Origin of the sequence: Tichowtungia aerotolerans (genome assembly GCF_009905215.1) — a bacterium.
GTDB classification, from domain to species: Bacteria; Verrucomicrobiota; Kiritimatiellia; order Kiritimatiellales; family Tichowtungiaceae; genus Tichowtungia; species Tichowtungia aerotolerans.
The window spans coordinates 2,724,163-2,750,835 of the sequence record NZ_CP047593.1; the positions used below are offsets into that span (position 1 = coordinate 2,724,163).

Below are 26,673 nucleotides of genomic sequence, written 5' to 3' on the forward strand. Positions count from 1 at the left end.
CGAGTTATATGACCCATTCTCGTTGGCCCGAAGCCCAGAGGCCGCCCCGAACAACAGAATTTATGGAGAACTCCAAAACGAAAGTGCGAAAGATTCTGGACACTACCAGTTATCATTTGACGTCACGCGATAAGTTTATTCCGCAAGGCGGGAGTCAATTGAGTTTTCAGTTGAAAGCCGGCTTGGCTTCAGCTGTTTTCAGGGTGATGGTTTCTGATGACGATGGGCAGACCTGGAACGAAGAATATTCTTTAGATGATTATAACGGAGGAAGCAGTTGGCAGCAGGTTGTTGTGGGGCTGTCCTCTTATGCCGGGTCGGAAATTCTAATCCGTTTCGAGTATGTTCCCGGATCTTATTATTCTCCTGGAGGCGTCTGGCTGGATGAAATTATCTTTTCCGGTGGAAACTGGTACGGCTGGGATACCCTGCAGACATTCGAAAGTGTGACCGGCGGAGTCGTAACCAATTTGGAAGTCGGCACGAACACGCTGGCTTTTCAGGCCTTCGATGGAGCCTCTTATGGGGCCCGCTCTCCGTCGTTTACTGTTGTGGTTGCAGAGGATGATGGTGATATTGACGACGATGGCCTTCCGGATGATTGGGAAATTCTGTATTTCGGTGGCGAAACCAACGCGAACCCGGAGGCCATTGCTTCAAATGGCGTAAATACATTGCTGGGAACTTATATCGCCGGGCTTGATCCAACCGATCCGGATTCTCTCTTTAAAGCTTCTATGACCAATGCGAACGGGTTTGTGGTGCAGTGGAATGCAGCTTCCGGGCGCGTTTACTCCGTCTACGGTGCAACAAACCTCCTGAACGGTTTTCAACCATTGGAAACCAATATTCTCTGGCCGCAATCCAGTTGGACCGATACAGTCAGCCGCTCTGAAAATTTCTATAAAATTGATGTGGAACTTCCAGAGTAGGACAGGCTTTCCGCCTGTCTGCGGAGAATCTGTATGAAAATTATTCAATCGCCTGCCGAAATGCAATCGGTCGCGCAGGCTCAGCGGCGGGAGGGAAAAACCATCGGGTTTGTGCCGACGATGGGCTTCCTTCACGAAGGTCACCTGTCATTGATGCATTCAGCCCGGGCGCGCTGCGATGTGCTTGTTGCCAGTATCTTTGTCAACCCGACTCAGTTTGGACCGAACGAGGATCTTGATGCTTATCCGCGCGATTTTGAGCGCGACGAAAAACTTTGCCGGGAAGCGGGCGTCGACTTCCTGTTTTATCCGACTCCGGAAAATATGTATCTGGACGGCCACAGCATCTGGGTGGATGAAGAATCGCTTTCCGGCGTGCTCTGCGGAACGTCGCGCCCCGGTCATTTCCGGGGTGTATGTACGGTCGTTGCAAAGCTGCTCCACATCGCGCTGCCGGATTTTATGGTCCTCGGCGAGAAGGATGCCCAGCAGCTGCGTGTTCTGCGCCGAATGGTGCGCGATCTGAATTTTCCGGTGGAGATTGTGTCCGGCCCGACCATTCGTGAGCCCGACGGCCTCGCAAAAAGCTCTCGCAACAAATATCTTCGTCCCGAGGAACGGGCCGAAGCCGTTTGCCTTTTCCAAGGTTTGGAAAAAGCCAAAGAGCTGTATTCAGCAGGAGAGCGCGAGGCGAATGTGCTGAAAAATTCGATCTGTGAAATCATCCGAAAAACCTCTGGATCAATTGATTATGTCGAAATCGTTGACGACGAAACTCTCAAGCCTGTCCAGACCCTGAATAAGCCGGTTCTGGTTGCACTGGCGGTTCGTTTCCCCGGTGCCCGGTTGATCGATAACGCGGTGCTGGGAAAATAAATGATGATTTTTTAAATTTTTGCTTTAAACAATTTTTTCGCTCAGTACATTGATTGGCCTTCCGTAAAGGGCGTGATGGCCGAGTGGTTAGGCACGGGTCTGCAAAACCTGTTACAGCGGTTCAATTCCGCTTCACGCCTCCAGTTTTGGAGACGGGTTGTTTGTTTATTTTAAGGAGAAAATTATGGCATCCCCTCAGGATCTCTATTACGCCAAAACACATGAGTGGCTTCGCATCGACGATAACATCGCAACGGTTGGTATCACTGACTTCGCACAGAATCAGCTTTCTGATCTGACATTCGTCGAACTTCCCGAAATCAGTCGTGATGTTGAGGCCGGTGACGAAGTCGCCGTACTCGAGTCCGTTAAAGCCGCTTCTGATATTTATGCGCCGATTGCCGGAGAAATTGTGGAAGTCAATGAAGCTCTGGAGGATGCTCCGGAACTGATCAACAACAGCCCCTACGATGAAGGCTGGCTTTTTAAAATCAGATTCATCAAGGAAGAGGATGTCGATGAGCTCCTCAGCGCTGAAGAATACGACGAACTTTGCGAAGACTGATTTCGTCGACGAAGAATGATGCAGGGCGGCCGGGCCGCCCTTTTTTTTGTTATGAAATCCTGGGCGGTACAGTTTAACGAACCGGTTTCCTATCAGCAGGGCCTCGATCTGCAGCATCGTCTGCTTAAGGCTCGGCAGAATGACGAGATTCCCGACACCGTTCTGATTCTGCAGCACACGCCCACCGTTACGCTCGGCAACCGCGGGCGCGACAACTATCTGCTGCTTTCCCGCGAAGAATACGCTGAGCGCGGTATCGAACTCTTTCACGTTGAGCGCGGCGGCGATGTGACGTATCACGGACCCGGTCAGTGGGTGCTGTATCCGATCATCTACCTCGGCGGCTCCGAGGCCGACTCGCACGGATACCTGTGGAACCTCGAAGAAGTCGCTTTGCGCACGCTGGCCGATTTCGGCATCGAGGGATTCCGTCGCGAAGGCAAAAACGGGGCGTGGACAGAGCCGGGCAAAGTGGCCGCCATCGGCTTCCGCCTTAAACGCTGGGTTTCCTTCCACGGTATGAGCTTTAACGTTTGTCTCGATCTGTCTGGATTTCAGACCATCGTTCCCTGTGGACTCGTCGGCCAGCCGGTCGCCTCCATGCAGACCGTGCTCGGCGATGCCTGCCCTCCGATGGATGCCGTGCGCGACCGGCTTCTTGCCAACTTTTCCGAGATTTGTAAGCGCGATCTCGAAGTTTTCGAGACATTGGAAAAATCACCCGTTTCAAAATTTGCTGAATAAACTCTTTTTTCCAATCCTTGGGAAATTTATGCCGATCGGGTTTGTTTGGTTGAAAGTGTCTTCTCAAATGTTTGAGGAAATGCTCTTGTCTCTTGCTTTTTGCTTTCGTAATGTAAAAATTCCGCCAATTAAATCCGATTTGGCGTGCGTTAAAAAGTGAAAGGGAGAGAAAATGGAAAGTTCAGTCATTCCGGGGATTTGGTGGGTTGCTCCGTTTGCATCGATTCTGGCGTTGGGGTTCGCGATCTATTTTTACAGGAAAATGATGGGTGCGTCCGAAGGAAATGCCACGATGGTGGAAATTGCCGGGCACGTTCGTGAAGGAGCCATGGCTTATCTGATCCGTCAGTACAAAGTGGTGGCTCTGGTTTTTCTCGCCCTGCTGATTGTCCTTCAGATCCTCGCCTTTTTCGGTATTCAAAATCCTTTTGTTCCCTTTGCTTTTCTGACTGGCGGATTCTTTTCCGGCCTGTGCGGTTTTATCGGCATGAAAACCGCAACCGCAGCTTCGTCGCGTACTGCGCAGGGATGCTCCGAAAGCCTGAACCGCGGTCTGCAGGTGGCGTTTCGTTCCGGTGCGGTCATGGGACTGGTTGTGGTTGGCCTTGGGCTGCTCGATATCTGCATCTGGTACTGGGCGCTGGATCATCTTTTCTATACGCCGGAACACATGGCCTCAGGTGTTTCCTTTTTAGGCATGACCTTTGTTCCGGAAAACTGCACTGAAGTTGAAAAGCTGGTGCAGATCACCACCACAATGATCACCTTCGGAATGGGTGCATCAACTCAGGCTCTGTTCGCCCGCGTCGGCGGCGGAATCTACACGAAAGCCGCGGACGTCGGCGCAGACCTTGTTGGAAAAGTCGAAGCGGGTATTCCGGAAGACGACCCGCGCAATCCCGCTACTATCGCCGACAACGTTGGCGACAATGTCGGCGATGTCGCCGGAATGGGGGCCGACCTCTATGAGTCCTACTGCGGCTCCATTCTCGCCACGGCCGCTCTCGGAGCCGCCGTCGGCGCGCACCATATTTCCAAAGGAAGCGGTACGTTTGAGGATGCTGTTGGGCTGGTAACCGCTCCGATGATTGTCGCCGGGATCGGAACTCTTCTGTCAATCATCGGCATGTTTATGGTTCGCTGCAAAGAGGGGGCTTCTCAGAAAAACCTGCTCAAAGCCCTGCTGACCGGAACGCTTGGCAGTTCGGTTCTGATCGTTCTGGCGTTGATCGGCATGTGGCTTGGTGGGCTGATTTCCGGAGGGGTGGTGCTTTCTGTGATTTCCGGTCTCGTTGCCGGGGTGATCATCGGGCAGGCCACCGAATACTATACCTCCGATGAATACAAGCCGACTCAGGGTATCGCCGATCAGGCGGTCATGGGGCCGGCAACCACCATTATCGACGGACTGGCCACCGGTATGTATTCCGCGGGCATTCCGGTCATTACCATTGTCGTTGGCATCATGTGCGCGTTTGGGTTTGCAGGAGGAACGCATGATTGGTCCATGGGTGTGTACGGCATTGGCTTTGCCGCCGTCGGGATGCTTGCCACGCTCGGGATTACGCTGGCCACCGATGCCTACGGACCGATTGCTGACAATGCCGGCGGTAATGCTGAAATGTCGCATCTTGCGCCGGAGGTGCGCGAACGCACGGATGCGCTCGACTCGCTCGGCAACACCACGGCTGCAACCGGAAAAGGATTTGCCATCGGATCCGCCGCCCTGACGGCACTGGCTTTGCTCGCTGCTTACATCGAAGAAGTGAAGATCTGGATCGCCAAGCTGGCTGGAGATGGAACCTTCCTTGGTATGAGTAAGCTGACGGCCGGAGACGCGGATATTATGTTTTTCGTGGATAAATTTGAACTGCATATTATGAATCCTCTGTTGCTTTGCGGGTTGTTTGTCGGAGGAATGATGGCTTTTGTTTTCTGCGCGATGACCATGAAGGCTGTCGGTCGTGCTGCCGGATCCATGGTCGAGGAGGTCCGACGGCAGTTCAAAGAAATTCCCGGAATCATGGAAGGGACCGGCAAGCCGGACTATGCCTCCTGCGTGGCTATTTCCACCAAAGGCGCTCAGAAGGAGATGCTCGTTCCGTCGCTTCTTGCCATCATTGTGCCCGTTGTCACGGGCTTGATTCTCGGTGTTCCGGGCGTGATGGGGCTGCTGGCCGGCGGCCTGACCACCGGCTTCGTGCTGGCCACCATGCTCAACAATGCCGGCGGTGCCTGGGACAACGCCAAGAAGTATATTGAGCGCGGACATCACGGGGGGAAGGGCTCTGATGCTCATAAAGCCGGTGTAGTCGGTGACACCGTTGGTGATCCCTGTAAGGACACCTCCGGCCCGTCGCTGAATATTCTCATCAAGCTGATGACGATGGTCAGCGTGGTGTTTACTCCGGTAATTGTCCGGTTTTCTCCGACGATTCAGGAATGGTTTGGTTTCATCGACAAATAAGTCGCATTTGCAGGTCAATAAAAAAGGTTCATGCCCCATTTCCGGGGAAGGCTTGCCTGATTTTTAAGAAGAAGAACTCATCATCACGGTAGCCATAGGCCATTCGCTTGAGCACTTTGATCTTGTTGTTGATACCTTCGAGCAGGCTGGTGTGCAACGGCCAGCGGGCATGGGAGATGATTCCCTTGATGTATCCGGCAAGACGATTCGCGAACTTTATGAGAGGCTCGATGGAGCTTTGAACCGCCCGTTCGTACCACTGATCCCAGAACGATTGCGCCTGCCGGGTATCGCGAAAGCTCCAAAGCTCTTTCAGATCGGCCTTCATCACGTATACGGTGGCCAGATTCCGATTGGCTTCCAGTAATTCATCCAGACGTACCTGATCACTTGGCTTGGTAATGTTGTCTCGATTGCGCAACAGTAACCAGCGCGATCCTTTTACGACCCTGCGCGCGCGCTTGTCATCGCGTAGGCGGTTGGCTTCATCCACCCGTACCCGGTCGATAACCTCGCGTCCATACTTCGCGACAACATGGAACAGGTCATAGACGATATCTGCGTCCGGGCAGTGCTCCCAAACTTCCTGCTCATACGAGCTGTTCATGTCCATGGCGACGGCCTTGATCTGTTTGCAGCCGTCTTCGCCAAGCAACTTGAAGAATGGATGGATTGCTGCACGAGTACGGCCCCGACCGATCCAGAGCACCCTCTTGCAGGTCGGATCGACGATGACCGTGGCATAGCGATGTCCTTTCTGGATCGCAAACTCATCCATGGCCAACAGCTCGACTCCCGCGAGATTGATCGGCCCCAGTTCACGCTGCAGATAGCGCTTTTCAATATTTTTAACCGTCTTGCGGTTAATCCCATACTCAGCGGCAACATGCTTGTGTGTTGCGACTTTGCATAACCGAGCCACGGACTCTTCAAAGCGCCGGGTAAAGCGCGAATAAGGGTCCAGCCAAGTGAGCGCTTCCAGCTTGGGGCCACATGCGGGGCAAAGCATTCGCCGTCGTGTAATCATCAGCCATGTTGTCTTCCCGAAGACCGGAAGTTCACGTATCCACCGGATGGTTGAGTCATGGACCGTGTGAGATAGCGACCCGCAACCACTGCAACGGCCAGAGCCATTTTCTGCTGTCAACTCGATCCACACTTCGGACGGATCCCCTGGGGCCGGCCCCACTGTGCCGACACGGAACCCTTCCCATTCACCGAGAATTTTGAGTATCTTTTGAGCGGTCATAACGGAATCTCCTTTTGGTAGTTGTTTCTCGCAAAAGCAAGATACCAAAAATTCCGTTATGACTCCTCGTTCCCCGGAAATGGGTCATGAACCATAAAAAAGCCGCCCGGCAAACGGGCGGCTTTTTGCATTCAGAATGGACTGGATGTCAGGTCAGGGCATCAACCAGTGTGTTTTCCTGCTGTACTCCAACGAAATCCTGAACCTTTTTGCCGTCTTTAAAAACGAGCAGGGTCGGGATGGAGCGGACGCCGAACTCTGCCGCGAGAGAAGAGTTTTCATCGACGTTTACCTTGGCAACGACAGCTTTGTCTCCTACGGCTTCAGCAACTTTGTCGAGGATAGGCGTCTGCATCTTGCACGGACCGCACCACGGAGCCCAAAAATCCACCAGAACTGTTCCGGACGAGATCGTGTCATTAAAATTGTCAGTGTTGAGTTCTTTTACTTTGTCGGACATGACTGTCTCCTTTTTACTTGTTTAAAACACGACTCTAACGGTTGGGTTTACCGGTTTCAAGCGGGACGTTGAAAAGAAATCGGTCTTGAAATACAGTAAATCCGGTCGGTTTTCCAAACATTGGAAAATTCTCGTTTATTTGTACGATTTTCCCGTTAAAGTTTCCGGGCATTGGACATGGAAGAAAAAAGAACAGAGCGTATTGGAATATTCGGCGGATCATTTGATCCGGTGCATATCGGGCATTTGATCGTTGCGCAGGATGCGGTGGAGCAGCTGGAGCTGGATCAGTTGATTTTTGTGCCGGCAGCGGTTTCGCCGTTGAAGCAGGATCGCGCTCCGGTTGACGGGCGTCATCGTTTGGAAATGCTTCGGCTGGCAACGGCGGATCATCTTCGGTTTGATGTGTCAGACATCGAACTGGTACGCGGAGGAGTGTCGTACACCATCGATACGATCCGGCAGCTGAAATTTGAGCATCCCGGAGCGGAACTTTTTTTCATTATCGGTATGGATTCTATGGTGGATCTGCATCGCTGGCATTGTTCGAAAGAATTGCTCGAAAGCTGTACCGTGGTGCCGTTGGCGCGCGGCGGGGAGTGTCCGGGAAAGGTCGCGGCCGAAAGCGGGCTTCCCAGTGGTTGGAAAGAAAAGCTGTTCAGTCGACTGATTCGGATTCATGAAATTGAGGTGTCTGCGTCAGAAATCCGGATGCGCATTGCCGAAGGGCTGAGCATTCAAACTCTTGTGCCGCCCGAGGTTGAAATGTATATTGCCGAACATAATCTTTACACCTAAGGAAAAACGTATGGAGCAAGTGCCTGAATTTTTGACGAAATCCGTTCAGTTTCTGGACGGTAAAAAAGCAGAAAATATCGTAGTGTTGGATCTGCGCGAAGTGGCTAATATTGCCGATTATTTTGTGATTGCCACGGCGGCTAATGCCCCGCACCTGAAGGCATTGGGTGACGGTTTCCAGCGGCTGTGCAAAAACGAGCATTACCGGGAAGCCCGTCATGCCGGTGACGGCAACAGCGGATGGGTGATTGCCGACTACGACGGCGTGATGGTTCACGTGTTCAGCTTTGAAATGCGCAGCCTCTACGACCTCGAAAAACTCTGGAAAGATGCAAAGAGAGTGGAGTTGTGAAGTCGTATCGAAAAGAACTCTGGTTTAAGGCCCCGCGCCGCAGGCAGATTATTCACATCACACCAGAAATTGAAGAGTGCCTGCGCGAGTCCGGAATTCAGGACGGATTGTGTCTGGTAAATGCCATGCATATTACGGCATCGGTTTTCATCAACGATAACGAAAGCGGGCTGCACAGCGACTACGAACGCTGGCTCGAAAAGCTGGCTCCGGAAAAACCGTACGACCAGTACGCCCATAATGGGTTCGAGGATAATGCGGATGCCCACCTGAAGCGTACCATCATGGGGCGCGAAGTGGTTGTTGCAATCACCGATGGCAAGCTCGATTTCGGCCCGTGGGAAGCCATTTTCTATTATGAACTCGATGGAAAACGCGAGAAGCGCGTTCTCGTAAAAATTATCGGCGAGTAATCGGAATTTGCGTTTAGTTCGTGTCCGTTTGCGGGTAAGGTTTTTTCCCTTATGAGCCGCATTGCCAAAGTTGCCGTCGATCTTTCCCTTGATCGGGAGTTCGATTATCAGATTCCGGACGAGCTGGTTTCGACCGTCGAAATCGGCTCGCGCGTATCTGTGCCGTTCGGACACCGTCACGTAAACGGTTTCGTGGTGGGGCTGGCAGATGAATCGGATCTCGATGAGCTAAAACCGATCAGTCAAGTGCTCGGCGAAAAATCTCTGATTACCGAGCCGGTCATGGAACTGGCACGCTGGATGTCTTCATACTATCTGGCACCATTCGAAACCTGTGTCCGTTCGGTGCTGCCCGCGATTGTTCGCCGAAAATCCCGCGGCGAAAAAAAACAGCTGACGGTTTCGCTGGTAAATTCAAATGCAAAAGAGGCAGGAAACCTCATTTGCGAAGACTTGACGGACAAGCAGCGGGCGGTTTTCCAATGTTTGGAAAAAAACGGGACGATGCTTCTTTCTGAACTGATCGCGGCGGCGGAAACGACGGCGTCGCCGGTGAAGTCGCTGGAAAAAAAGGGATTGGTTCATATTTCCAGCGAATCGGTCTATCGCGACCCGCATGCGGGCGTGGAGATTCTGAAAACGGCCCCACTGGAACTGATGCCGGAGCAGGCGGTCGCGCTGGAAAAGATCGTGACCGCAATGGATGCGGAAAAGCCGCAGACGGTTCTGCTGCATGGAGTGACCGGGTCCGGAAAGACCGAAGTCTATCTCCAGGCCATTTCCCATGCGCTCGAACAGGGGAAGGGGGCGATTGTTCTGGTGCCGGAGATCGCGTTGACACCGCAGACGGTGGATCGCTTCAGGGCCCGTTTCGCCGATAAGCCGGAGCGGGTGGCAGTGCTGCACAGCTCTCTTGCCGATGGCGAGCGCTATGACGAATGGCACCGCATTCGTTCCGGCGAGGCGACGATTGTGATCGGCGCGCGTTCAGCACTGTTTGCCCCGGTTAAAAATCCCGGCCTGATTGTGGTGGATGAAGAACACGAGCCGACCTACAAGCAGGATGAGACGCCGAGATACAGTGCGCGCGACGCGGCGGTAATGAGAGGGCATCGGGAAAACTGCGCGGTGGTTCTGGGATCGGCTACGCCCGCGCTGGAGTCGTATTGCAATGCGAAGAACGGTAAGTATCTGTATGTCGATATGCCTTCGCGGGTGGACGATCGCCGTATGCCGGAAATCCGGGTGGTGGACATGCGTCTGGAAGGCCAGCGTGACGGAAAGCGCGGGCTGTTTTCCAAAGAGCTGGTTTTCGAAATCCGGGCGCGGCTTGACCGCGCTGAACAGACAATGATTTTCCTGAACCGTCGCGGTTTTTCTGCTTCACTGGTTTGTCCGGCCTGCGGGTATGTGAGTGAGTGTGAACACTGCAGTGTGAAACGAACGTATCACAAAGCACGGCATCGGTTGATCTGTCATCTTTGCGGCGATGAGCAGGGTGCTCCGGATCGTTGTCCGGAATGCGGTTCGCCGGAATTCAAGTATTCCGGGGCCGGAACCGAAAAAATTGAAGAGGTGATGGCCAAGCTTTTTCCGAAAGCGAATATTGCCCGGATGGATTCGGATACCATGCGGAAGAAAAATGCGCACCGCGAAATTCTGTCAAAATTCCGGGTTGGAAAGATCGACATTCTGATCGGTACGCAGATGATCGCCAAAGGGCTGGATTTTCCGAATGTGACCCTGGTTGGAGTGGTGAATCCGGATCACGCACTGCATATGGCGGATTTCCGGGCCGGGGAGCGGGTGTTTCAGCTGTTGACGCAGGTGGCCGGTCGCGCCGGCCGCGGGCAGGTGGCCGGCGAGGTGCTGGTGCAGACGTATACGCCGCATCATCCCGCCATCCAGTTTGCCCGGCGCATGGATTTTGAAGGCTTTTGCGATCAGGAACTGGAATTCCGCAAAGAGCTGTTCTATCCGCCGTACTCTCATCTGACCTGCATTACCTTGCGGGGAAAACATGAAAGTCAGGTGGAGCAAACCTGCGACCTGCTTTGGCAATGTTTGGAACAATGCGTTTCTTCAGACGTAATGCTTTCTCCGCCTGTGCCGGCACCGATCAGTCGTGTGCGCGGCGAGTATCGCTGGCAGATCCTGCTGCGTGCCGAGAAGACGGGCGAAATGACACGGCCGGTTCGCCGTGCGGTCGCGGCAATCAAAAAATGGCCGAAAGGGGTCAGATGCACTATTGATATCGATGCGGCATCTTTGCTTTAATAAACTGGAAAAAAGGAGAACCAAAATGGCAATCAAAACCGTAAAAGTTGAATCAAAGCTGGACTCAAAATTTAAAATCGAAAGCACGGTGAGCGGGCATCAGGTGATTGTCGATCAACCGGCTGCCGCGGGAGGGAATGGCGAAGGCCCCACGCCGCTCGAATATCTGTTTGTTGCTTTGGCCGGATGTATCGGATCAGTCGGTCGAATTATCGCAATGCAGAAGAGAATGGCAGTAAACGGTATGACCATTTCGGTAGAGGGAGATTTGAATGCGGATGGACTGCTCGGCAAACCGACGGTTGATCCGGTTGGGTTTAAGGAAATCCGTGTGAGTGTGGATGTGGACGCCGACATGACTGCCGAAGAAAAAGCAGCCTTTGTGCACGAAATGGACTCCCGCTGTCCCGTTTCATGGAATCTGCTTAATGCTTCGTCCGTGAAGGTTTCAGCGGTTTAATCTGACTTTTCCAAACATTGGAAACGATGATTCCAATGTTTGGAACCAACAGACATCAGCGGCGGGTTTGATTCCTTGTTTTTCAGCCCTTGCAGAAGCGGTAAAACGCGATGAGTTTTTTGGGGCCGATACGGTAAGGGGATCCTTTCCCCTGAAAAAATCCGTGTTTTCGGATTAGGTGAGCGTCGAGCGGCGTAAACTCCAGCAAATCATTTCCGGCGGCATCTTTGACACCGATGACGGCTTTATGACAATGATCGCCGCATGAGGTGAATGGGCAGGAGATTTGTCCGAGTGTTTCGTCGGACCGGACGGTGATTTTGCCATTGCAGGCCGGCACTCGGCCTTCCCATCCGGCATCCGCGGTCTTGTGAAGTCCTTCCAGAAATGCGCCAAGCTCTTCGATGGTTAACCCCGCCGCTTCGACTTCTGCGGTATCGGCTGCAATAATGTCGGCCAGCGGCCGGTCATCGGTTCCAAGAAATCCTTCAATGGTCAGGGCGCCGGGTTCCATGCGGTCGCGGGATTGTTGTTCGGCGGGGTTTTTTTTCATTTCCGGCTCCTAGCTGAATTTGTCGAAGAAGATATTTTCTTCCGGCATGCCGTTGCCGGTGAGGGCGACGACGGACGCATCGCACATTCCGGGAGATCCGCAGAGGTACGCCTCCATGTTGGAAAGGTCGGGGCAGTGCTGTTTCATCACATCGGTAACGAGTCCGGTATCTCCATCCCAGTTGTCATCGGGCATCGGCTCACTGAGGCAGGGGACGAACTTAAAGTTGGGCAGAGCTTCTTCGAACGCTTTCATTTCATCGAGGCAGATCAGGTCGCGCTTTGCGCGGGCGCCGAAGAAATACGTGACCTTGCGCTGGATGTTTTCGTTGCGCATATGGGCGAGCATGCTGAGGAACGGAGCCATTCCGGATCCTCCGGCAATAAAGATCATTTCCTTTTCTGTGTCGGTGAGGCGGAAGTCTCCATAAGGCCCGTTCAGTTTAATGGGTTGTCCGGGTTCCATGTGTTCAAACACAAACGTGGTGCAGATGCCTCCCGGGACGAGGCGGATGACGAGATCGATATGCGTTTTATCGTGCGGATCTGTGGCGATGGAGTAGGCGCGGTAGACCGGTTCGGGGGTTTTCTTATAGGCCGGGGTTTCGATCTGTACATACTGGCCCGGAATAATGTCGAGTTCTTCGCCTTCCGGCAGGGCGACGCGCAGGCGTTTGATGTCGTGGTTGAGATCCGTCAGCGACTCAACGGTTCCTTCGAACTCTCGGATATTGAAGAGCTCTTCCGGAATTTCGAGCTCCATGTCTTCATGGACTTTCAACTGGCAGCACAGGCGAACATGCTCGCTGACTTCTTCAGGAGAGAGGTGCGGTTCTTCAGTCGGCAGAACCGGCGGTGCGCCGGAGTGCACTTTGAGTTTGCACAGTCCGCAGCTGCCCTGTCCACCGCAGGCGGACGGAATAAAAACTCCGGCTGAGTTGAGCGAATTCAGCAGTGTGGAGCCGCCTTCAACATCTTCTTCGCGCGAGCCTTTGTTGATGATGAGTTTGCAGATGCCGTAGTCGTTGAGGTAGCGATCGGCAATGACCAGCAGAAGGGCCAGGATTCCACAGATGGCAACCAGGCTTCCGACAGCGATTAAAAACGTCATCATAATTCAGGTTCCTACTTTATCATTCCACTGAAAGCGACAAAGGCGAGGGCGATAATTCCGGTGATAATCAATGTGATTCCTGAACCGCGCAGTCCGGCCGGGATTTTGTCCTCTTTAATCTGCTCGCGGATTCCGGCCATCAGCACGATGGCAACCAGCCAGCCGATTCCGCTGCCGAAGCCGAACACCAGAGAATGGAGGAATCCAAAGTCCTCTTTGTTGAGCATAAACAGGGAAACTCCGAGAATCGCGCAGTTTACAGTGATCAGCGGCAGGAAGATTCCGAGTGAGAAGTAGAGCGATGGACTGAAGCGTTCGATCACCATTTCCACCAGCTGTACGAAGGCCGCAATGACGACGATAAACACAATCAGTTCGAGAAACTCAATATGGAGCGGCACCATGACATAGGTGTGCAGCAGCCAGTTGATGGCCGCAGTGAATGTGGTGACGAATACAACCGCAAACCCGAGGCCGAGACTGGTTTTCATCTGGCGTGATATTGCCAGGAACGAGCACATTCCCAGAAAGCGGGCCAGCAGAATATTTTCAGTAAATGCAGCTGCCAGGAAAATGACGATCAGCTGCACGAACAGTCCGGGCTCTGCAACAGCAGGTTGGATGGCGGCCAGAATCATTTCGCACCTCCTTCTTTTTTCAGCACGTAGCTGTTTCCAAACCATGCAACCAGTGCGAGCATGAAAAATGCACCGGGAGGCATGACCATGATCGTCCATTGGTACCACCAGATGTCACGGCCGGGCAGCGGAATTCCCAGCAGGGTTCCAAACCCGAGCGCCTCGCGGAATACCGCGATAACGATAAGCACAAAGCTGTAACCGAGCCCGGCGCCGATGCCGTCGAGCAGGGAAGGCCATGCCGGATTTTTAGAAGCAAACGCTTCGGCGCGTCCCATGATGATGCAGTTGGTAATGATCAGTCCGACATACGGTCCGATCGTTTTGTGAATGTCCGGGAACTGTGCCCGGATAAAGGTGTCTACGATGATGACATAGGCGGCGATGATGAGCACCTGAACCATCATGCGAACCTGCTTCGGAATGGATTTCCTCAGCAGCGAAACCGTCAGGTTGGACAGGGCTGCCGTGAAAACCAGCCCGCCGCACATAAGCAGGGTGTTCTTTAAGAGATTGGTTACGGCCAGAGCGGAGCAGATTCCAAGAACCTGGCGGAAGACCGGATTGTCTCTCCACAGGTTTCCGATCAGGGCCCGGCCTCCGAGTGTGTCTTTGAATGCCATGGTTATTCTCCTGCCTTCCGGTTGTCGGCCGCCCGTCGGAATTGAGCGACGGCGGCGTTCAGCATCCGTTCCATTGCCAGCGAGGTCTGGGTTGCGCCGGTGATGGCGTCAAAGGTCCGTTCATATTGCGGTGTGCCGGGGTCCGGTTTTGAACCGGATGTGCCCATATAGATATAGCTTTTCCCCGGTGCCGGTTTGCTGATGTCCAGTCCGTCTTTGAACGGCTGCACAAAAAAAGGTTCTTCAATGCGTGCGCCGAGACCGGGGGTTTCCGATTGGGAGATCACTTTGAGCCCGACTGTTTTCTGCAACGATGCATTCACGGCAATATAGCCGTTGATTTCGGCCCAGAAGCCGATGCCGGAAAAGGGGAAGCCGTAGGCAATCAGCTGATTCTGTGCGGCACTCTTATAGGCTTTTAGCAGCTGAATCTTGTTCCCGGTCTGCGGATCGGTCAGAGTTTCACTGCGGTCGATCTGTGCCTCAACAAGGGCGGCGATTTCTTTTTTCGAGAGCTTTTGGGTGTCACCGAGCCCGAACAGCTGTACGAGAGCCCGCTGTTCCAGAAAGCGCTTGTTCTGCTGTACGGTTTTTTCGGAACTCAGGTAAAGACCGGTTACCCCCGCTCCGTACAGCGCGGCAATCACCACCATGAACAGGACTGTTTTGAACCGTTTCATCAGGCAGCCGCTCCCTGTTTAGTCGCTTTGGTTTTCTGCTTTTTAGCGCGTGCCTTGTAGAACATTTCCAGCGATGGCCCCAGCGTGTTTCCGAGCAGAATGGCAAACGCCACCGCGCCGGCAAAAACCGCTTTCCAGCGCAGGAAGACAATCATGGTTCCGATAAATGCACCGTAAATCCATTGGGCGTTTTTATTTTTCGGCGCAGTGATCGGGTCCGTGACCATAAAGAAAGCGGCATAAAGCATAGCGCCGGAACAGAGAGACCATAGAACCGGCGGCACAGCATCAGCCCGGAGTACATAGCGGAAAAACGCGGTGGAGACAATGGCCCCGGCCAGCGTCGCCACCGTCAGCCGCCATTGAGCGGTCTTGGTCCAGAGCAGATAGCCGCCGCCGAGTAGGATCAGAATGGCGGAGACCTCACCGATCGATCCGGCGGTCAGCGTACGCTGTATGCCGTCGGCGTCCGTGAAAAGCCGTCCGATATTACCGGTGACCAGATCGAGCAATGATGTCTCGAAGCCGAAGTCGCGGCGTGCCCACATCGGCGTTGCAGCGGATACTGCGTCAATGCCCTCGATTACTTTGTTGGCACCCCAATGAGCCAGGCCGCCGGGAAGTCCTTTCCAGACCGGCGTAAACTGGCTGGTCATATCGGTCGGGAAGCAGACGTAAAGAAAGCCGCGGCCGACAATGGCCGGATTGAATACGTTGCGCGGAAATCCTCCGAATACCTCTTTGCCGAACAGGATGGCGACAAATGCGCCGACACCGGCCTGCCAGAAGGGAATCGTCGGCGGAAGGGAGAGTCCGAGCAGGAGCGATGTCACGAATACAGCTTCGCTGACGGTGTCGCCGCGTTTTTTTGACATAAAATATTCGGTTGCCGCGCCGACAATTGCCACCCAGATCACGATGGCCAGAGTGCGCCATCCAAAAAAGTAAATGGCGCCGAGAAGAGGAGGCATCAGAGCGATTTCCACTTTGCGCATCATCGGCTGCTGTTTAAGCCAGGGCTTTTTCTTTGTATCAGTCGGCATGCTGGATCTCCGTTCAACCTTGGTGGCAGGCGCAACCTTCGCGGTGCGGCCAGACAGCGTTCAGTCCTTTTCCGAACAGGGCGGGGTCGTAGTCCATTTCGCACTCGCGAAAGACGCCCGCAATGTCGGCGTTTACAAAAAAAGTGATTCCGTTGCTTGTGATGGTTTCCTGGCTGTCCGCCGCGCATTCAGCCGGATGGAGAACAGGCGTGCTTCCCCGGCAGGTGCCGATATAGCCGGTAACGGAGAACCCGGCGGCCTCCGGAGGAAGGAGTTTTTTTAACCGCTTTTCTGCTGCAGGAGTCAGTTTCATGGCTCAGTTTTATAGGTGAGTAATAAGGTCATGAAAAGCTTATTTCGATAAAAAATGATCCATTTTGTACCAGAATCCATCAGACGGTTCAAAACATGATAGATGTTTCATTTCGGTTTTTGTGAGAGTTTAATCTGCTTCCAGGCTGCGGAAAAGAAAAGAGTCGGTTTTTCCAAGGTTTGGAAACAACGGATTCCGTTCGGTATTTTTTCAGTATAATTGGAAAAATGGGGCTTTCCTTTGACAGGTATGTTATTCTTCTGCGTGCAGCGGGGGAGGTTCGGATGGAAGATTTCGAACAGGCACGCAGGGAGATGGTTGAACTGCTCCGGGGAACCTACGGGATCAGCGATAACCGGGTTCTTGAGGTGATGGCAAAGGTGCCGCGCCATTTGTTTATTCCCGAACTGTTGCGCGGGGCGGATGCGTATGGAGATCATCCATGTCCTATTGGATTCGGTCAGACCGTTTCCCAGCCGTATATCGTGGCGTTTATGACGCAGGCGCTAGCTGTGCGGTCCGGAGAGAAGGTGTTGGAAATCGGCACCGGATCAGGATATCAGGCTGCAGTGCTGGCAGCGCTTGGGGCCCGGGTGCTCTCGATCGAACGCATCCCGGAACTGGCGGAGCATGCTCGAAGCGTTCTGGGTGAGCAGGCGATTGTTCGTTGCGGCGACGGGACGGAGGGGTGGCCGGGAGAGGCCCCGTTTGATGTTATTATCGGCACGTGTGCCCCGGACGATGTCCCTCCGGCGTTACCTGTTCAGCTGGCGGAAGGGGGCCGTATGATGCTGCCGGTCGGCCGGGTTATCCAGAAGCTGGTGTTCTTTCGCAAAGAGCATGGGGGAATCATTCGAACAGACAGCCTTCCTGTTCGATTTGTTCCGATGGTTCCGGGAGCTGTATAAATCTATATCGGGTTTTCTGGAGGTGAAAAATCAGGCGACGGCGCCGGGGTGAGGCTGGCCCTTTTTGTAGAAAACCAGTTGGGCTTTCAGCTCGGAAAGCTGTTCCGAATTTCGCTCCGATTTTGCCATCTGAATGGCTTTTTTAACGTTGTCGACGGCTTCCCTGAAATCGCCGGTTTCGGCCTGGGCTGCCGCCAGAATCATCAGGCTTTCTGCATCTTTTTCGCTGAGGTCGATGGCCCGCTGAGCAAATTCGAGCGCTTTGCCGCCGTCGCGTGCCTGGGAGTTGCGGTCGGTTGCCAGAAGCCATGCCTGTTCCTTCAGGAATTCAGGAGAGTTCATGTCCTCGGTTGAAATTTCTTCGGACAGAACTTCTGCTCGCGGAATTTCAGCGAGAGTTTTATCGACGGTAATTCCTTTTTCTTCAAACTTCTGTTCGATCGACAGTTTGTCGACGGCTTTGAGGTATGCTTCGCGCGGGTTGATAATTCCATCGGCGACCAAATTGTAGAGGCTGTCGGTGAAGGAGCGCATGCCGACATTGTGCCCAACCTGAATGGCCGTGGGCAGTTGATGGGTTTTTTCGTCGCGAATCATGGCGCGTACTGCGGAAGTGGCAATCAGCATCTCAGCAGCGGCGGCTCGGCCGCCGTCCATCCGTTTACACAGGGTTTGCGCAATAACGGCGGTGAGCGTGTTTGCCAGCAGGGTGCGGATCTGGTTCTGGCGTCCAGATGGGAATTTATCGATGATTCGGTCCACAGTGGACGTTGCGGTGTTCGTATGCAGCGTTGCAAGCACCAGATGGCCGGTTTCGGCGGTTTCCAGAGCAATCTCTGTGGTTTCCAGGTCGCGCATTTCTCCGAGAAGGACGATGTCCGGGTCTTCTCGAAGGGCGGCGCGCAGGGCGCCGGAAAAGCTGCGGGTGTGTCGGTGGACTTCGCGCTGGTTGATCAGGCACCCTTTGGAGTTGTGGGAAAACTCGATCGGGTCCTCAATGGTGATAATGTGTTCCGAACGCGTGCGATTGATCAGGTCCACCATGGCGGCAAGGGTGGTGGATTTTCCCGATCCGGTAGGACCGGTTACAATAATCAGCCCTTTGGTATGCATGCATAATTCTCTCAGTGTTCCGGCAAAGCTGAGGCCGAGTTCCTCGATGGTCGGAACCTTGGTGGGAATGGTACGAAAGACAGCTCCGGTTCCCTGGGAGTCTTTAAATGCATTCACGCGGAAACGGCCGGTGTCTTCAATTTCATATCCAAAGTCGGTGTCCCAGCTTTGTTCGAATTCCCGCAGATTTCGTTCCGGCATAATTTCCTGAAGGATGGCATCATTATCCTCAGAAATGAGAGCGGGGTAGTCACTGAGAAACTGCATGGTTCCATCCACGCGAATGCAGGGACTGTAGCCGGAGGAGATGTGCAGGTCACTGGCGCCCTTATCTATCGCGATTTCCAGCAGTTTATCGATCCGATTCACTCATTCCTCCTTGGGTTCTCTGTAACGGTTTCAACGGTAATCTCTCTTTAAGTTAGCACAAAATATTCCAAACGCGGACGGAAAACTTGGCTTTTGTAAGTTTTCAGAATAAGCCTTGACCTTTGCCCGTCAAACCTTCATTAATCTCTACTTTCTGCCTATAATGGGCTTTTTGTATCTTTTGACGAAACGGAGCAGTTTAATATGGCCGCAAGTAAAGCAGCATCTAAGACGAAAACAGCAACGAAAAAGGCGGATACCGCGAAAAAGAAGACCGTTGCCAAGAAAAAGACAGCAGCAAAGAAAGCGCCCGCTAAAAAAACTTCTTCGGAAAAAGCCTCGGCAGCCAAAAAGGCTCCGAAAAAGAATGTCACTGAAAAATCCGGTAAAGAGAAGGCTCAGATCCAGTCTTCAGAAGAGGAGGTTCAGGTTTCCGTAATGCAGCGGGAGGAGCGGAACGAGAAAATCAAGGAGCTGATTGCCCTTGCTGCAGATCATGGGTTCCTGACTCATGATGATATTGAAGAGGCTCTGCCGGAAGATCTGGTGACCGTTGATGATGTGGAAAAGGTTACCGCGCTTCTCAAGAGCATGGAAATTGAGGTGATTCGCTCGGACGAGGTTGAAGAGTTTAAGGCCCGGCTGGAAAAGGAAGAGCGTGAAAAACAGAGCGCTCGCAGTGATGTTCTGGATGACCCGGTTCGCATGTATCTGAAGCAGATGGGGCAGGTGCCGCTGCTGACTCGAGAGCAGGAGGTTGAAATTTCCAAACGTATTGAGGAAGCGGAGATTCACACAACCAGTCTATTTAACCGGATTGGTTGTGCAACAGAAGCGTACCTCGGCGTGATTGATAAGATCGAAAACGGAAAACAGCGGTTTGACCGTATTGTCAGTGACAAACACGTGGAATGCCGCGAAGACTACTTTAACGCGCTTCCGCGAGTGCTGCAGGGGATTCGCCGCAATCAGGATCTGGCCGGAAAGTATTTTCAGGAAACAGTTCGAGGAAAAAGCAAAGCGGATCGTGAAAAAAGCCAAAAGCTTTTTGATAAGGCTCAGGAGCGATTGGCTGAATATTTCAGTCAGCTTTATTTCAAGCAGAAAGCCATCGAGGATATCGTTTCTCAGGCCGACCCGTACTACAAACAGATTCGCGAGATGCAGAGTGAGATGGAGCGGCTGGATAAAAGCCGGGCCAAAACTGCTGATGAGCAGATGAAAGCGACCCGGAAACAGCTGCGTGAGCTTGAAGATGAGCTGTTAATGGAAGTGGATGTGTTCGTTGCTCATTACCGCGAGCTGCGCACATGGCTCCATAAAGGGCTTCAGGCCAAAACCGAGATGATTGAGGCCAATCTGCGTTTGGTAATCAGTATTGCGAAAAAGTACACTAACCGTGGCTTGTCGTTCCTGGATTTGATTCAGGAAGGAAATATGGGCCTGATGAAAGCGGTTGAGAAGTTTGAATATCGTCGCGGGTACAAGTTTTCAACGTATGCCACATGGTGGATTCGTCAGGCTATTACCCGTTCGATTGCGGACCAGGCTCGTACGATTCGTATTCCGGTTCATATGATCGAAACCATCAATAAACTGCTTCGTGTTCAGAAGCAGCTTCTGCAGGAGTTCGGTCGCGAGGCAACTCCGGAAGAGCTGGCTGAGGAAATGGACCTTCCGGTGGAACGTGTTCGCGCTATACTCAAAATCGCGCAGCAGCCTATCTCTCTTCAGGCCCCGATCGGCGACAGCGACGACACCAGCTTCGGCGACTTTATCGAAGATAAATCGGCCGAGAATCCGTCTGAAATGACGGCATTCAGCCTCCTGCGTGAGAAAATCGGGGATGTGCTTGAAACGCTGACTGAACGCGAACAGGAAGTGCTCACGTTGCGCTTTGGCCTGACGGATGGGTACCCGCGTACTCTGGAAGAGGTGGGTCGCCAGTTTAATGTCACCCGGGAACGAATTCGTCAGATCGAAGCCAAAGCGCTTCGTAAAATGCGGCATCCCACCCGTATCCGCAAACTCGAAGGATTCCTCGAACAGGGACGTTGATAAGCTTCAGAGGCCTGAAAAATGTCGATCAGGCAGATTGTCAAAAGAAACGGGATCCCGGTTGATTATGACCGGGACCGGATTGCGACCGCCATTTTCAAAGCTGCTGCTTCGATCGGAGGAACGGATCGCGGGGAGTCAGAGCGACTCGCTTCGATTGTCGAGCAGCGGCTGGAAAGCATGTATGGCTCGGAATCACCGACTGTTGAAGATGTCCAGGATGTTGTTGAAACTGTCCTGATTTCTGAGGGGCGTGTTAATACGTCCCGGGCATATATTTCGTATCGTACTCAACGAGCTCAGCGGCGTGAAAGCCGCGCCGACCTGGCTGCGTCAACGTTCAATAATATTCCTTACAAGAAAATCTATGATGTTCTCTGCTGGAATCTGGATCATGGCTGTGAGTCCGTGGCGGCTTTGAATCGAATCATTGAAAAGAAGATGTTTGGAGAGTTGGTGGCGGCGTGTGAAAAACGCTACCTCAGCGAATGTCGGGCTGCCGCTTCCAACGTGCTCGATCATATTGATGATATCCGCGTGATCATTGTGGCTGGCCCGTCGTCTTCTGGGAAGACCACAACCACCATCAAAATGATGGAGCAGCTGGAGGCGGAGGGGTATGTCCAGAAGGCGATTAATATCGATCACTATTTCTTTAACTTGGAAGATCATCCTAGGGATGAATTCGGGGACTATGACTATGAAACGCCGCAGGCGCTGGATCTGGACCTGATTAATCAGCATCTAGGGCAGTTACTGGCCGGGGAAACCATCCGGACGCCCCACTATGATTTCCAAACCGGCCAGCGCACGCTTGAGGTTCATGAGATGTCGCTTGCTTCTAAGGAGATACTTCTGATCGACAGTCTGCACGGGCTTTATCCTGATATGACCGCTGCCGTTCCGGATAAAAACAAGTTCCGCCTTTATATTGAAACGCTGGGGCAGCTTCGGGGTGAAAGCGGAGAGTTCATGCGCTGGGCGGATCATCGCCTGATGCGTCGTATGATTCGAGACAGCTGGCATCGCAATCACAAGCCGGAAGAAACGATTACGCATTGGCATTATGTTCGTAAGAGCGAACTCCAGCACATTATTCCCTATAATGTTTCGGCAGATTATCTGGTGAACTCAGCTATGCCGTATGAAATTCCGATTCTGAAAAACAAGTTGTTTCATTACTTTCCGGATGCAATGGCGCAATTCAAGGATCATCCCAAACGGCAGGATGCCTATATTCGCGCCAAACGCGTGTTCGATCTGCTGAGTCCACTCAAAACCTGGAATGAAGATAACATCGTTCCTTGCACATCTCATCTGCGTGAATTCATTGGCGGAAGCCGCTATGAATATTGACAGCTGTTTTGTTGCGATTCCGGAGCGGTAAAAAACAGATTTTTCCCGATTCCTGATCCGCAGTCATTCCAGAATTTTTGTGTTTTGCGGCAAACAATTGTCAAGAGGCGATGGGGTCCGGCACTGTGTTGTTCGGTTGTGGAGAAGGCAATCGTTTCTTTTAATTATGAATTGTAAAAAGCGCTCGCCGTGGGCGGGAGGATACCGTACCTTCTCCGCTTGCAGGCAGAGTGTATCGGCCGCTCTCCGCTTCGGCGGAGGGAGGAAAGTCCGGACTCCGCAGGGCAGGACGTTCCGTGGTTAACGCGGGAACACCGGTGCAATATCGCCGGTGATGGAAAGTGCCGCAGAAAACGAACCGCCCCGATTCGTCGGGGTAAGGGTGAAAAGGTGGGGTAAGAGCCCACCGCCCCGAGGGTAACCGAGGGGGCAGGGTAAACCCCGTCCGGAGCAAGATCAAATAGGGAGCAAGAGGCGGCCCGCCTCGTTTGAGTTCCGGGTTGATCGCATTAGATAAATGGCTGAGCCTTCGGGTAACAGAATCCGGCTTACTGCTCTGTCTGCACTTTTTTGAATGGTTCGGGAATTTAGGATTCCATTTACAGAATCCTTGTTTATATTGTCCGTTTCGTTTGCACCCCGGTAGCTCAGTTGGATAGAGCATCGGATTTCTAATCCGACGGTCACAGGTTCGAATCCTGTCCGGGGTGCCATTTTGGGTATCAGTCTTTTCTGAGTCGATCGGCGCGCAGCTTGATGACGACTTTCTGAACCGGTTTCGAGGTGTCATTGACATTCAGGCAGGGCATGTGGGCATCTTCCGGGAAGAAGACGATGAACTGTCCGGGTGTCAGGGTGACGCGAATCGGGGCGGTTTCCGGTGCTTCATAAAACTCGGCATCCTTATCCGTATCGTAAGGTTCGCTGACCGTCAGGCCTTTTCGGGGAAAAATATCGAGGGCTTCGGTCCCGCTGAGTAGTACCTGAATATCCACATATCGCCGGTGAGTTTCAAGTTTGGCCTCGGAGCGGTCTTTCGTTTCGTAGCAGTCCACTCCTGCAAACAGGTCGGTATCATCGAGGACAATTTTTCCGTTTTCCAGTTCAGGAGAAGCTGTGCGCAGAAACTCAAAGGCTTTTTCCCAGAGCTCTCCGTACGGGTAGATCGTGTGGTTTTTTATAGAATCAATAATCATGTGTATTGTTTACATGCTTTTTGTTCTTTCGCATACATATTTCTCATGTTCGTCTGTTTTTTATCTGCCGGCTTCATTCCGGCAAGTAGAGGAAACCAGATATAAATCCCAGAACACTGCTGGTGGAGGGGCCGCCCTCCGGGGCATGTTTATGTGGTTGTAGACAGAATACCCCGGTTTTAGTCAGGGGTATTGGTGGCGGATCGGGTTTTCGCGGTCCTCCAGAACCTCCGTTCGCAGCAGCAGCGACAGTTTCTTCAGCGCCTGAACCAGCAGGCCGGAGACCAGCTCTGGAGCTGTAACTTGGAATGCGACAACACAGAAAAACAGCACCAACTCTTAAAAACGGATGACAAAAAGAATAGGGAGGTGTTATTCCACGATTTTTTGTTGGGGACTCACCGGTCGGACGAAAATGGCTTTTCCCTCCGGGGCCGGGCAGTTGGCTTCGCAGGCTCCGCACCCGCGGCATAAATCCGGTTTGACGACGGGGCAGGCGACGTCGTCTTTCCAGACGGTTTCGATGGCGCTGTAGGGGCAGTATTCATCGCACACCATGCAGTATTCATTGTCGGCCCACGCCAGACAGCGTCCTTTTTTGACTTTGGCTTTGCCGATCTGGGTTTTCCATTTTTCCTCGTGGCTGAGGGCGCGGATGGCTCCGGTCGGACAGGCCTGAGAACAGCGGTTGCAGGATTCTTCGCATCCGTATTCATAATCAAAAACCAGTTCCGGCATCGCCAGTTCGCCCAGCGGTCCGCCTTTTTTGACCTTGATGATTTCGGCCGGACAGGCACTGACGCAGGCGTAGCAGCGGCTGCAGGTTTCGGCAAATTTTTCAGTCGCGCCGGGCGGCAGAACGGAGCTGGAGGCTTCGCCTTTTCCTGACTTTGGAAAAATCGCGGCGGCGGCTCCGCCGAGCCCGAGTCCGGCGATGAATTGACGGCGGTCGCGGCGGAGTACGTTTTTGCCGGTCTTGCGATTGAGAAGGTCAAAGCTGTATCCGAGCGGGCAGAGGTGCGTGCACCACACCTGTGGCTGGAAAACACTGAGCAGTAGAAACAGCGGAATCATCAGCCCCGGAATCCATGCGGCAGCATGGGCCAGTGCTCCGGCGCGGCTGACGGTGGAGAGCGGATCGAGCCAGAGCAGTGCGGAGAGACCGAGCACGGAGGACGTCAGCACGGTCCAGAACAGCAGTGCATTGAGACGGAACGGCAGCACGCGTTTTTTGGGGCCGATTTTCTGCGGCAGGCTGTAGAGCGTTCCGAGCGGGCAGATCCACTGACAGAAAAAACGTCCTTTGAAAACGGCGAGCAGCAGTACGGCCAATGGCGGAAGCGACCAGAACAGACCGGCATACCAGCTGCGCTGAGCGATGGATTCGGCAAAAAGAGAGAGCGGGCTCAGTGCCGGAACCAGTCGTTCCATCCATACCGGAAGCGGACCGCCAATAATGAAAAAGAGAGCGCCTGCCAGCAGCAGCAGACGCATGGTGAACTTCAGACCTTTTACTTTCGACATATACTTTAGACCTTGATGCGATGGATGTTCATGTTGTTTACATCAGTTTCGCCGATTCCCATATCGTGCGCGATTTGCAGATAGTTCACTTCTGCCAGTGGATCGTCGTGAAAGAGCAGGGCGGTCACGGTATCTGCGGCCACCTGATCTTTGGAGAGAATCACTTGCTGCGGATGGATCATATCCTCGGACGGGCCCTGCGGCCCTTTGCTGGTCATGCAGCAGGTGGCATCCACGATCGCCCATGTCGGCTTCATGAAGGTTGAGAAATCAGCGATGCACTGGTGCAGTCCTTTGACGTGCCAGAGTTTGCGGCCTTCCACGGCACCCATCCAGTTCTTCATGCAGATGCTCAGCTTTGCGCCGCCGTGGTGCTTGGCAATCGGCATGTTGACAACAGCATCGGCATCCAGAAAATCTCTGGCCACTTTTTCTGTTTTCAGTTCTGCGCCGTTCGGAATATCCACCTCTACAAATTCATCTTTGTTTCTTTTTCCTTTCAGGTCGACCATTTCGACGCCGTGTTTTTCGGCGGTGGCCTGCAGTCCGCTGGTTACAAAGGACTTTTCAGGTCGATGGCAGGGGTTTTCCGGCATAACGACTTTGACGCCGGATTCAATTGATTTTTCCAGAAAGACATCCACCAGTTCAGGGTGTGTATTGGCGGCCTGCTCCGGTGTGCGGTCCCATGCGGCATTGACTTTGAGTGCCACTTTTTTTGCATTCGGACCGAAACCGCCGTTTTCGAAGATGGTTTTCATGCAGGCTTCCATCAGGGCCCGGTTGTCAGCGCCTTCAAAAATCCATACGTCTGTTTTTTCAGCCGGAGCGGCGTTCAAAACAGCAGGGCTTGCGGCCAGCAGGGCGGAACCTGCGGCTCCGGTCTTCATAAAAGTGCGGCGGGATGAATTTTTCATTTTCAGGACTCCTTATCTCTGAGGGTCAGAAAAGTGTAGCAGAATAACGGTTCATGACCTGTCTTAATTGGATGCGGATGTAAATTTATACCGGATCTCATCAGTAACGATTAGGCCCCTTTTTTCTGCTTTGGCCTTGCATCTATCCTCGGATCCAACGTTCCATCGGCTATGGATTTCGATTGGGTAATCATAGACGGCTACAATCTGCTGCATCAGGATGCTGCATTCGATGGCCTTCGCGCGGATCTGCAGACGGCCCGCCAGCGGCTGGTTCGTCGGGTTGAATCCGCCGCGCTGGAGATGGCACCCCGTATTACGGTGGTGTTTGATGGACGAGAAAGCGGTGTTGATGCTTCGCTGTCTGCTTCGCATCTGGAGGTCGTTTTCTCTCCTTCCAACCGTACGGCCGATGGAGTCATCGAACGTATGGTGGCCGATGCGCAGGCTCCGGAGCGGATTTGTGTGATAACCTCTGATCGGGTTGAGGAGCAGATCGTTTCATCGGCGGGAGCGGCGGTCCTGTCTTGCGAGAGTTTTGCTTCGCGCTGCAATGCGGTCGAGAGGACAGCAGGAAAGACCTTGCGTGTTTCTCGTGGTTCCTCCGGCTCCACCCTGGGTGATTTCTTCCCGGAATCTGATGAATAAATTTGTTTTCATCCTGGCGTTCAATCCT

General features: G+C 53.1%; 28 protein-coding genes, 2 tRNA genes and 1 other RNA gene. 17 read left to right on the forward strand and 14 right to left on the reverse strand.

Going from position 1 to position 26,673, the window contains the following annotated elements; all coding sequences use genetic code 11:
• Positions 1-158 precede the first annotated feature (158 nt).
• The 6 genes from GT409_RS11095 (at position 159) to GT409_RS11120 (ending at position 5,584) form a co-directional block, all read left to right on the forward strand.
• Positions 159-932: a hypothetical protein gene (locus GT409_RS11095; RefSeq protein WP_160629154.1), complete on the forward strand. Its 774-nt coding sequence runs from the start codon at positions 159-161 to the stop codon at positions 930-932.
• Positions 933-965: 33 nt separating this feature from the next.
• On the forward strand, positions 966-1,808 hold the full coding sequence (panC, locus tag GT409_RS11100) for a pantoate--beta-alanine ligase (RefSeq protein ID WP_160629155.1): 843 nt from the start codon (positions 966-968) through the stop codon (positions 1,806-1,808).
• A 69-nt stretch (positions 1,809-1,877) separates the two neighbouring features.
• Positions 1,878-1,951, forward strand: a tRNA-Cys gene (locus tag GT409_RS11105).
• A 38-nt stretch (positions 1,952-1,989) separates the two neighbouring features.
• Positions 1,990-2,373, forward strand: a complete 384-nt coding sequence (gene gcvH, locus GT409_RS11110) for a glycine cleavage system protein GcvH (RefSeq protein WP_160630104.1) — start codon at positions 1,990-1,992, stop codon at positions 2,371-2,373.
• A gap of 51 nt (positions 2,374-2,424) precedes the next feature.
• Positions 2,425-3,117, forward strand: a complete 693-nt coding sequence (lipB, locus tag GT409_RS11115; RefSeq protein ID WP_160629156.1) for a lipoyl(octanoyl) transferase LipB — start codon at positions 2,425-2,427, stop codon at positions 3,115-3,117.
• Positions 3,118-3,289: 172 nt separating this feature from the next.
• Complete coding sequence (locus tag GT409_RS11120) at positions 3,290-5,584, forward strand: sodium-translocating pyrophosphatase (RefSeq protein ID WP_160629157.1); 2,295 nt, start codon at positions 3,290-3,292, stop codon at positions 5,582-5,584.
• A gap of 28 nt (positions 5,585-5,612) precedes the next feature.
• Here GT409_RS11120 and GT409_RS11125 read toward each other — a convergent pair whose 3' ends face one another.
• Positions 5,613-6,833 (reverse strand): ISL3 family transposase, encoded by a 1,221-nt coding sequence (locus tag GT409_RS11125; protein WP_160627387.1) that lies wholly within the window; start codon positions 6,831-6,833, stop codon positions 5,613-5,615.
• A 148-nt stretch (positions 6,834-6,981) separates the two neighbouring features.
• On the reverse strand, positions 6,982-7,293 hold the full coding sequence (trxA, locus tag GT409_RS11130) for a thioredoxin (RefSeq protein ID WP_160629158.1): 312 nt from the start codon (positions 7,291-7,293) through the stop codon (positions 6,982-6,984).
• 177 nt (positions 7,294-7,470) lie between these two features.
• Here trxA and nadD point away from each other — a divergent pair, with 177 nt between their 5' ends.
• From nadD to GT409_RS11155, 5 genes are read left to right on the forward strand one after another with little or no spacing between them, the layout of a single operon-like run.
• Positions 7,471-8,091 (forward strand): nicotinate-nucleotide adenylyltransferase, encoded by a 621-nt coding sequence (nadD, locus tag GT409_RS11135; RefSeq protein WP_160629159.1) that lies wholly within the window; start codon positions 7,471-7,473, stop codon positions 8,089-8,091.
• A gap of 10 nt (positions 8,092-8,101) precedes the next feature.
• Complete coding sequence (rsfS, locus tag GT409_RS11140; RefSeq protein ID WP_160629160.1) at positions 8,102-8,443, forward strand: ribosome silencing factor; 342 nt, start codon at positions 8,102-8,104, stop codon at positions 8,441-8,443.
• Positions 8,440-8,856 (forward strand): secondary thiamine-phosphate synthase enzyme YjbQ, encoded by a 417-nt coding sequence (locus tag GT409_RS11145; protein WP_160629161.1) that lies wholly within the window; start codon positions 8,440-8,442, stop codon positions 8,854-8,856. Before rsfS ends, GT409_RS11145 begins: the two co-directional genes overlap by 4 nt.
• Before the next feature lie 51 nt (positions 8,857-8,907).
• Entirely contained in the window at positions 8,908-11,133 is a 2,226-nt protein-coding gene (gene priA / locus GT409_RS11150; protein ID WP_160629162.1) for a primosomal protein N', read from the forward strand.
• Positions 11,134-11,158: 25 nt separating this feature from the next.
• Positions 11,159-11,593, forward strand: coding sequence for an OsmC family protein (locus tag GT409_RS11155; RefSeq protein WP_160629163.1), 435 nt, complete (start codon positions 11,159-11,161; stop codon positions 11,591-11,593).
• An 82-nt stretch (positions 11,594-11,675) separates the two neighbouring features.
• Here GT409_RS11155 and GT409_RS11160 read toward each other — a convergent pair whose 3' ends face one another.
• From GT409_RS11160 to GT409_RS11190, 7 genes are read right to left on the reverse strand one after another with little or no spacing between them, the layout of a single operon-like run.
• Positions 11,676-12,146, reverse strand: a complete 471-nt coding sequence (locus GT409_RS11160; protein WP_160629164.1) for a hypothetical protein — start codon at positions 12,144-12,146, stop codon at positions 11,676-11,678.
• Between the two features lie 9 nt (positions 12,147-12,155).
• The gene (locus GT409_RS11165; RefSeq protein ID WP_233231535.1) at positions 12,156-13,259 is read right to left on the reverse strand and encodes an NADH:ubiquinone reductase (Na(+)-transporting) subunit F; all 1,104 of its coding nucleotides are present in this window, start codon (positions 13,257-13,259) and stop codon (positions 12,156-12,158) included.
• An 11-nt stretch (positions 13,260-13,270) separates the two neighbouring features.
• Positions 13,271-13,897, reverse strand: coding sequence for an NADH:ubiquinone reductase (Na(+)-transporting) subunit E (locus GT409_RS11170; RefSeq protein ID WP_160629165.1), 627 nt, complete (start codon positions 13,895-13,897; stop codon positions 13,271-13,273).
• Positions 13,894-14,520, reverse strand: coding sequence for an Rnf-Nqr domain containing protein (locus GT409_RS11175; RefSeq protein ID WP_160629166.1), 627 nt, complete (start codon positions 14,518-14,520; stop codon positions 13,894-13,896). The genes GT409_RS11170 and GT409_RS11175 overlap by 4 nt, the downstream gene beginning before the upstream one ends.
• Positions 14,521-14,522: 2 nt before the next feature.
• The gene (locus tag GT409_RS11180; RefSeq protein WP_160629167.1) at positions 14,523-15,200 is read right to left on the reverse strand and encodes an FMN-binding protein; all 678 of its coding nucleotides are present in this window, start codon (positions 15,198-15,200) and stop codon (positions 14,523-14,525) included.
• Complete coding sequence (locus GT409_RS11185) at positions 15,200-16,243, reverse strand: RnfABCDGE type electron transport complex subunit D (RefSeq protein WP_160629168.1); 1,044 nt, start codon at positions 16,241-16,243, stop codon at positions 15,200-15,202. The genes GT409_RS11180 and GT409_RS11185 overlap by 1 nt, the downstream gene beginning before the upstream one ends.
• Before the next feature lie 13 nt (positions 16,244-16,256).
• On the reverse strand, positions 16,257-16,556 hold the full coding sequence (locus GT409_RS11190; protein WP_160629169.1) for an iron-sulfur cluster biosynthesis family protein: 300 nt from the start codon (positions 16,554-16,556) through the stop codon (positions 16,257-16,259).
• Positions 16,557-16,840: 284 nt separating this feature from the next.
• On the opposite strand from GT409_RS11190, the gene GT409_RS11195 reads away from it, so the two are divergent.
• Positions 16,841-17,464, forward strand: coding sequence for a protein-L-isoaspartate(D-aspartate) O-methyltransferase (locus GT409_RS11195; RefSeq protein WP_233231536.1), 624 nt, complete (start codon positions 16,841-16,843; stop codon positions 17,462-17,464).
• 30 nt (positions 17,465-17,494) lie between these two features.
• Here the strand turns inward: GT409_RS11195 and GT409_RS11200 are convergent, their stop codons facing one another.
• Positions 17,495-18,946, reverse strand: coding sequence for a PilT/PilU family type 4a pilus ATPase (locus GT409_RS11200; RefSeq protein ID WP_269844923.1), 1,452 nt, complete (start codon positions 18,944-18,946; stop codon positions 17,495-17,497).
• A 204-nt stretch (positions 18,947-19,150) separates the two neighbouring features.
• Here GT409_RS11200 and rpoD point away from each other — a divergent pair, with 204 nt between their 5' ends.
• From rpoD to GT409_RS11220, 4 genes are all read left to right on the forward strand, one after another.
• Positions 19,151-21,004 (forward strand): RNA polymerase sigma factor RpoD, encoded by a 1,854-nt coding sequence (rpoD, locus tag GT409_RS16095; protein WP_160629171.1) that lies wholly within the window; start codon positions 19,151-19,153, stop codon positions 21,002-21,004.
• A gap of 21 nt (positions 21,005-21,025) precedes the next feature.
• Entirely contained in the window at positions 21,026-22,360 is a 1,335-nt protein-coding gene (locus GT409_RS11210; protein WP_160629172.1) for a uridine kinase family protein, read from the forward strand.
• Positions 22,361-22,582: 222 nt separating this feature from the next.
• An RNA gene (rnpB, locus tag GT409_RS11215) (RNase P RNA component class A) lies at positions 22,583-22,927 on the forward strand.
• 69 nt (positions 22,928-22,996) lie between these two features.
• Positions 22,997-23,073 (forward strand) — tRNA-Arg (locus tag GT409_RS11220).
• Positions 23,074-23,082: 9 nt separating this feature from the next.
• Here GT409_RS11220 and GT409_RS11225 read toward each other — a convergent pair.
• The 4 genes from GT409_RS11225 to GT409_RS11240 all read right to left on the reverse strand — a co-directional run bounded on the left by GT409_RS11225 (position 23,083) and on the right by GT409_RS11240 (position 25,997).
• On the reverse strand, positions 23,083-23,556 hold the full coding sequence (locus tag GT409_RS11225; RefSeq protein WP_160629173.1) for a YhcH/YjgK/YiaL family protein: 474 nt from the start codon (positions 23,554-23,556) through the stop codon (positions 23,083-23,085).
• A 183-nt stretch (positions 23,557-23,739) separates the two neighbouring features.
• The gene (locus GT409_RS11230) at positions 23,740-23,889 is read right to left on the reverse strand and encodes a hypothetical protein (RefSeq protein WP_160629174.1); all 150 of its coding nucleotides are present in this window, start codon (positions 23,887-23,889) and stop codon (positions 23,740-23,742) included.
• A 39-nt stretch (positions 23,890-23,928) separates the two neighbouring features.
• Complete coding sequence (locus tag GT409_RS11235) at positions 23,929-25,080, reverse strand: 4Fe-4S binding protein (protein ID WP_160629175.1); 1,152 nt, start codon at positions 25,078-25,080, stop codon at positions 23,929-23,931.
• A gap of 5 nt (positions 25,081-25,085) precedes the next feature.
• The gene (locus GT409_RS11240; protein ID WP_160629176.1) at positions 25,086-25,997 is read right to left on the reverse strand and encodes a DUF362 domain-containing protein; all 912 of its coding nucleotides are present in this window, start codon (positions 25,995-25,997) and stop codon (positions 25,086-25,088) included.
• A 171-nt stretch (positions 25,998-26,168) separates the two neighbouring features.
• Between GT409_RS11240 and GT409_RS11245 the strand changes: the two genes are divergently transcribed.
• On the forward strand, positions 26,169-26,645 hold the full coding sequence (locus GT409_RS11245) for an NYN domain-containing protein (RefSeq protein WP_160629177.1): 477 nt from the start codon (positions 26,169-26,171) through the stop codon (positions 26,643-26,645).
• Positions 26,646-26,673: the final 28 nt, after the last annotated feature.

Excerpts from the sequence above, each read along its gene's own strand:
- GT409_RS11240 (WP_160629176.1), bottom strand. The coding sequence starts at position 25,997 with ATGAAAAATTCATCCCGCCGCACTTTTATGAAGACCGGAGCCGCAGGT.
- rsfS (WP_160629160.1), top strand. The coding sequence starts at position 8,102 with ATGGAGCAAGTGCCTGAATTTTTGACGAAATCCGTTCAGTTTCTGGAC.
- trxA (WP_160629158.1), bottom strand. The coding sequence starts at position 7,293 with ATGTCCGACAAAGTAAAAGAACTCAACACTGACAATTTTAATGACACG.
- GT409_RS11155 (WP_160629163.1), top strand. The coding sequence starts at position 11,159 with ATGGCAATCAAAACCGTAAAAGTTGAATCAAAGCTGGACTCAAAATTT.
- lipB (WP_160629156.1), top strand. The coding sequence starts at position 2,425 with ATGAAATCCTGGGCGGTACAGTTTAACGAACCGGTTTCCTATCAGCAG.
- GT409_RS11160 (WP_160629164.1), bottom strand. The coding sequence starts at position 12,146 with ATGAAAAAAAACCCCGCCGAACAACAATCCCGCGACCGCATGGAACCC.
- GT409_RS11185 (WP_160629168.1), bottom strand. The coding sequence starts at position 16,243 with ATGCCGACTGATACAAAGAAAAAGCCCTGGCTTAAACAGCAGCCGATG.
- GT409_RS11165 (WP_233231535.1), bottom strand. The coding sequence starts at position 13,259 with ATGATGACGTTTTTAATCGCTGTCGGAAGCCTGGTTGCCATCTGTGGA.
- GT409_RS11190 (WP_160629169.1), bottom strand. The coding sequence starts at position 16,556 with ATGAAACTGACTCCTGCAGCAGAAAAGCGGTTAAAAAAACTCCTTCCT.
- GT409_RS11235 (WP_160629175.1), bottom strand. The coding sequence starts at position 25,080 with ATGTCGAAAGTAAAAGGTCTGAAGTTCACCATGCGTCTGCTGCTGCTG.
- GT409_RS11210 (WP_160629172.1), top strand. The coding sequence starts at position 21,026 with ATGTCGATCAGGCAGATTGTCAAAAGAAACGGGATCCCGGTTGATTAT.
- panC (WP_160629155.1), top strand. The coding sequence starts at position 966 with ATGAAAATTATTCAATCGCCTGCCGAAATGCAATCGGTCGCGCAGGCT.
- GT409_RS11170 (WP_160629165.1), bottom strand. The coding sequence starts at position 13,897 with ATGATTCTGGCCGCCATCCAACCTGCTGTTGCAGAGCCCGGACTGTTC.
- GT409_RS11120 (WP_160629157.1), top strand. The coding sequence starts at position 3,290 with ATGGAAAGTTCAGTCATTCCGGGGATTTGGTGGGTTGCTCCGTTTGCA.
- priA (WP_160629162.1), top strand. The coding sequence starts at position 8,908 with ATGAGCCGCATTGCCAAAGTTGCCGTCGATCTTTCCCTTGATCGGGAG.
- GT409_RS11245 (WP_160629177.1), top strand. The coding sequence starts at position 26,169 with ATGGATTTCGATTGGGTAATCATAGACGGCTACAATCTGCTGCATCAG.
- rpoD (WP_160629171.1), top strand. The coding sequence starts at position 19,151 with ATGGCCGCAAGTAAAGCAGCATCTAAGACGAAAACAGCAACGAAAAAG.
- GT409_RS11175 (WP_160629166.1), bottom strand. The coding sequence starts at position 14,520 with ATGGCATTCAAAGACACACTCGGAGGCCGGGCCCTGATCGGAAACCTG.
- GT409_RS11225 (WP_160629173.1), bottom strand. The coding sequence starts at position 23,556 with ATGATTATTGATTCTATAAAAAACCACACGATCTACCCGTACGGAGAG.
- GT409_RS11125 (WP_160627387.1), bottom strand. The coding sequence starts at position 6,833 with ATGACCGCTCAAAAGATACTCAAAATTCTCGGTGAATGGGAAGGGTTC.
- GT409_RS11195 (WP_233231536.1), top strand. The coding sequence starts at position 16,841 with ATGGAAGATTTCGAACAGGCACGCAGGGAGATGGTTGAACTGCTCCGG.
- nadD (WP_160629159.1), top strand. The coding sequence starts at position 7,471 with ATGGAAGAAAAAAGAACAGAGCGTATTGGAATATTCGGCGGATCATTT.
- GT409_RS11180 (WP_160629167.1), bottom strand. The coding sequence starts at position 15,200 with ATGAAACGGTTCAAAACAGTCCTGTTCATGGTGGTGATTGCCGCGCTG.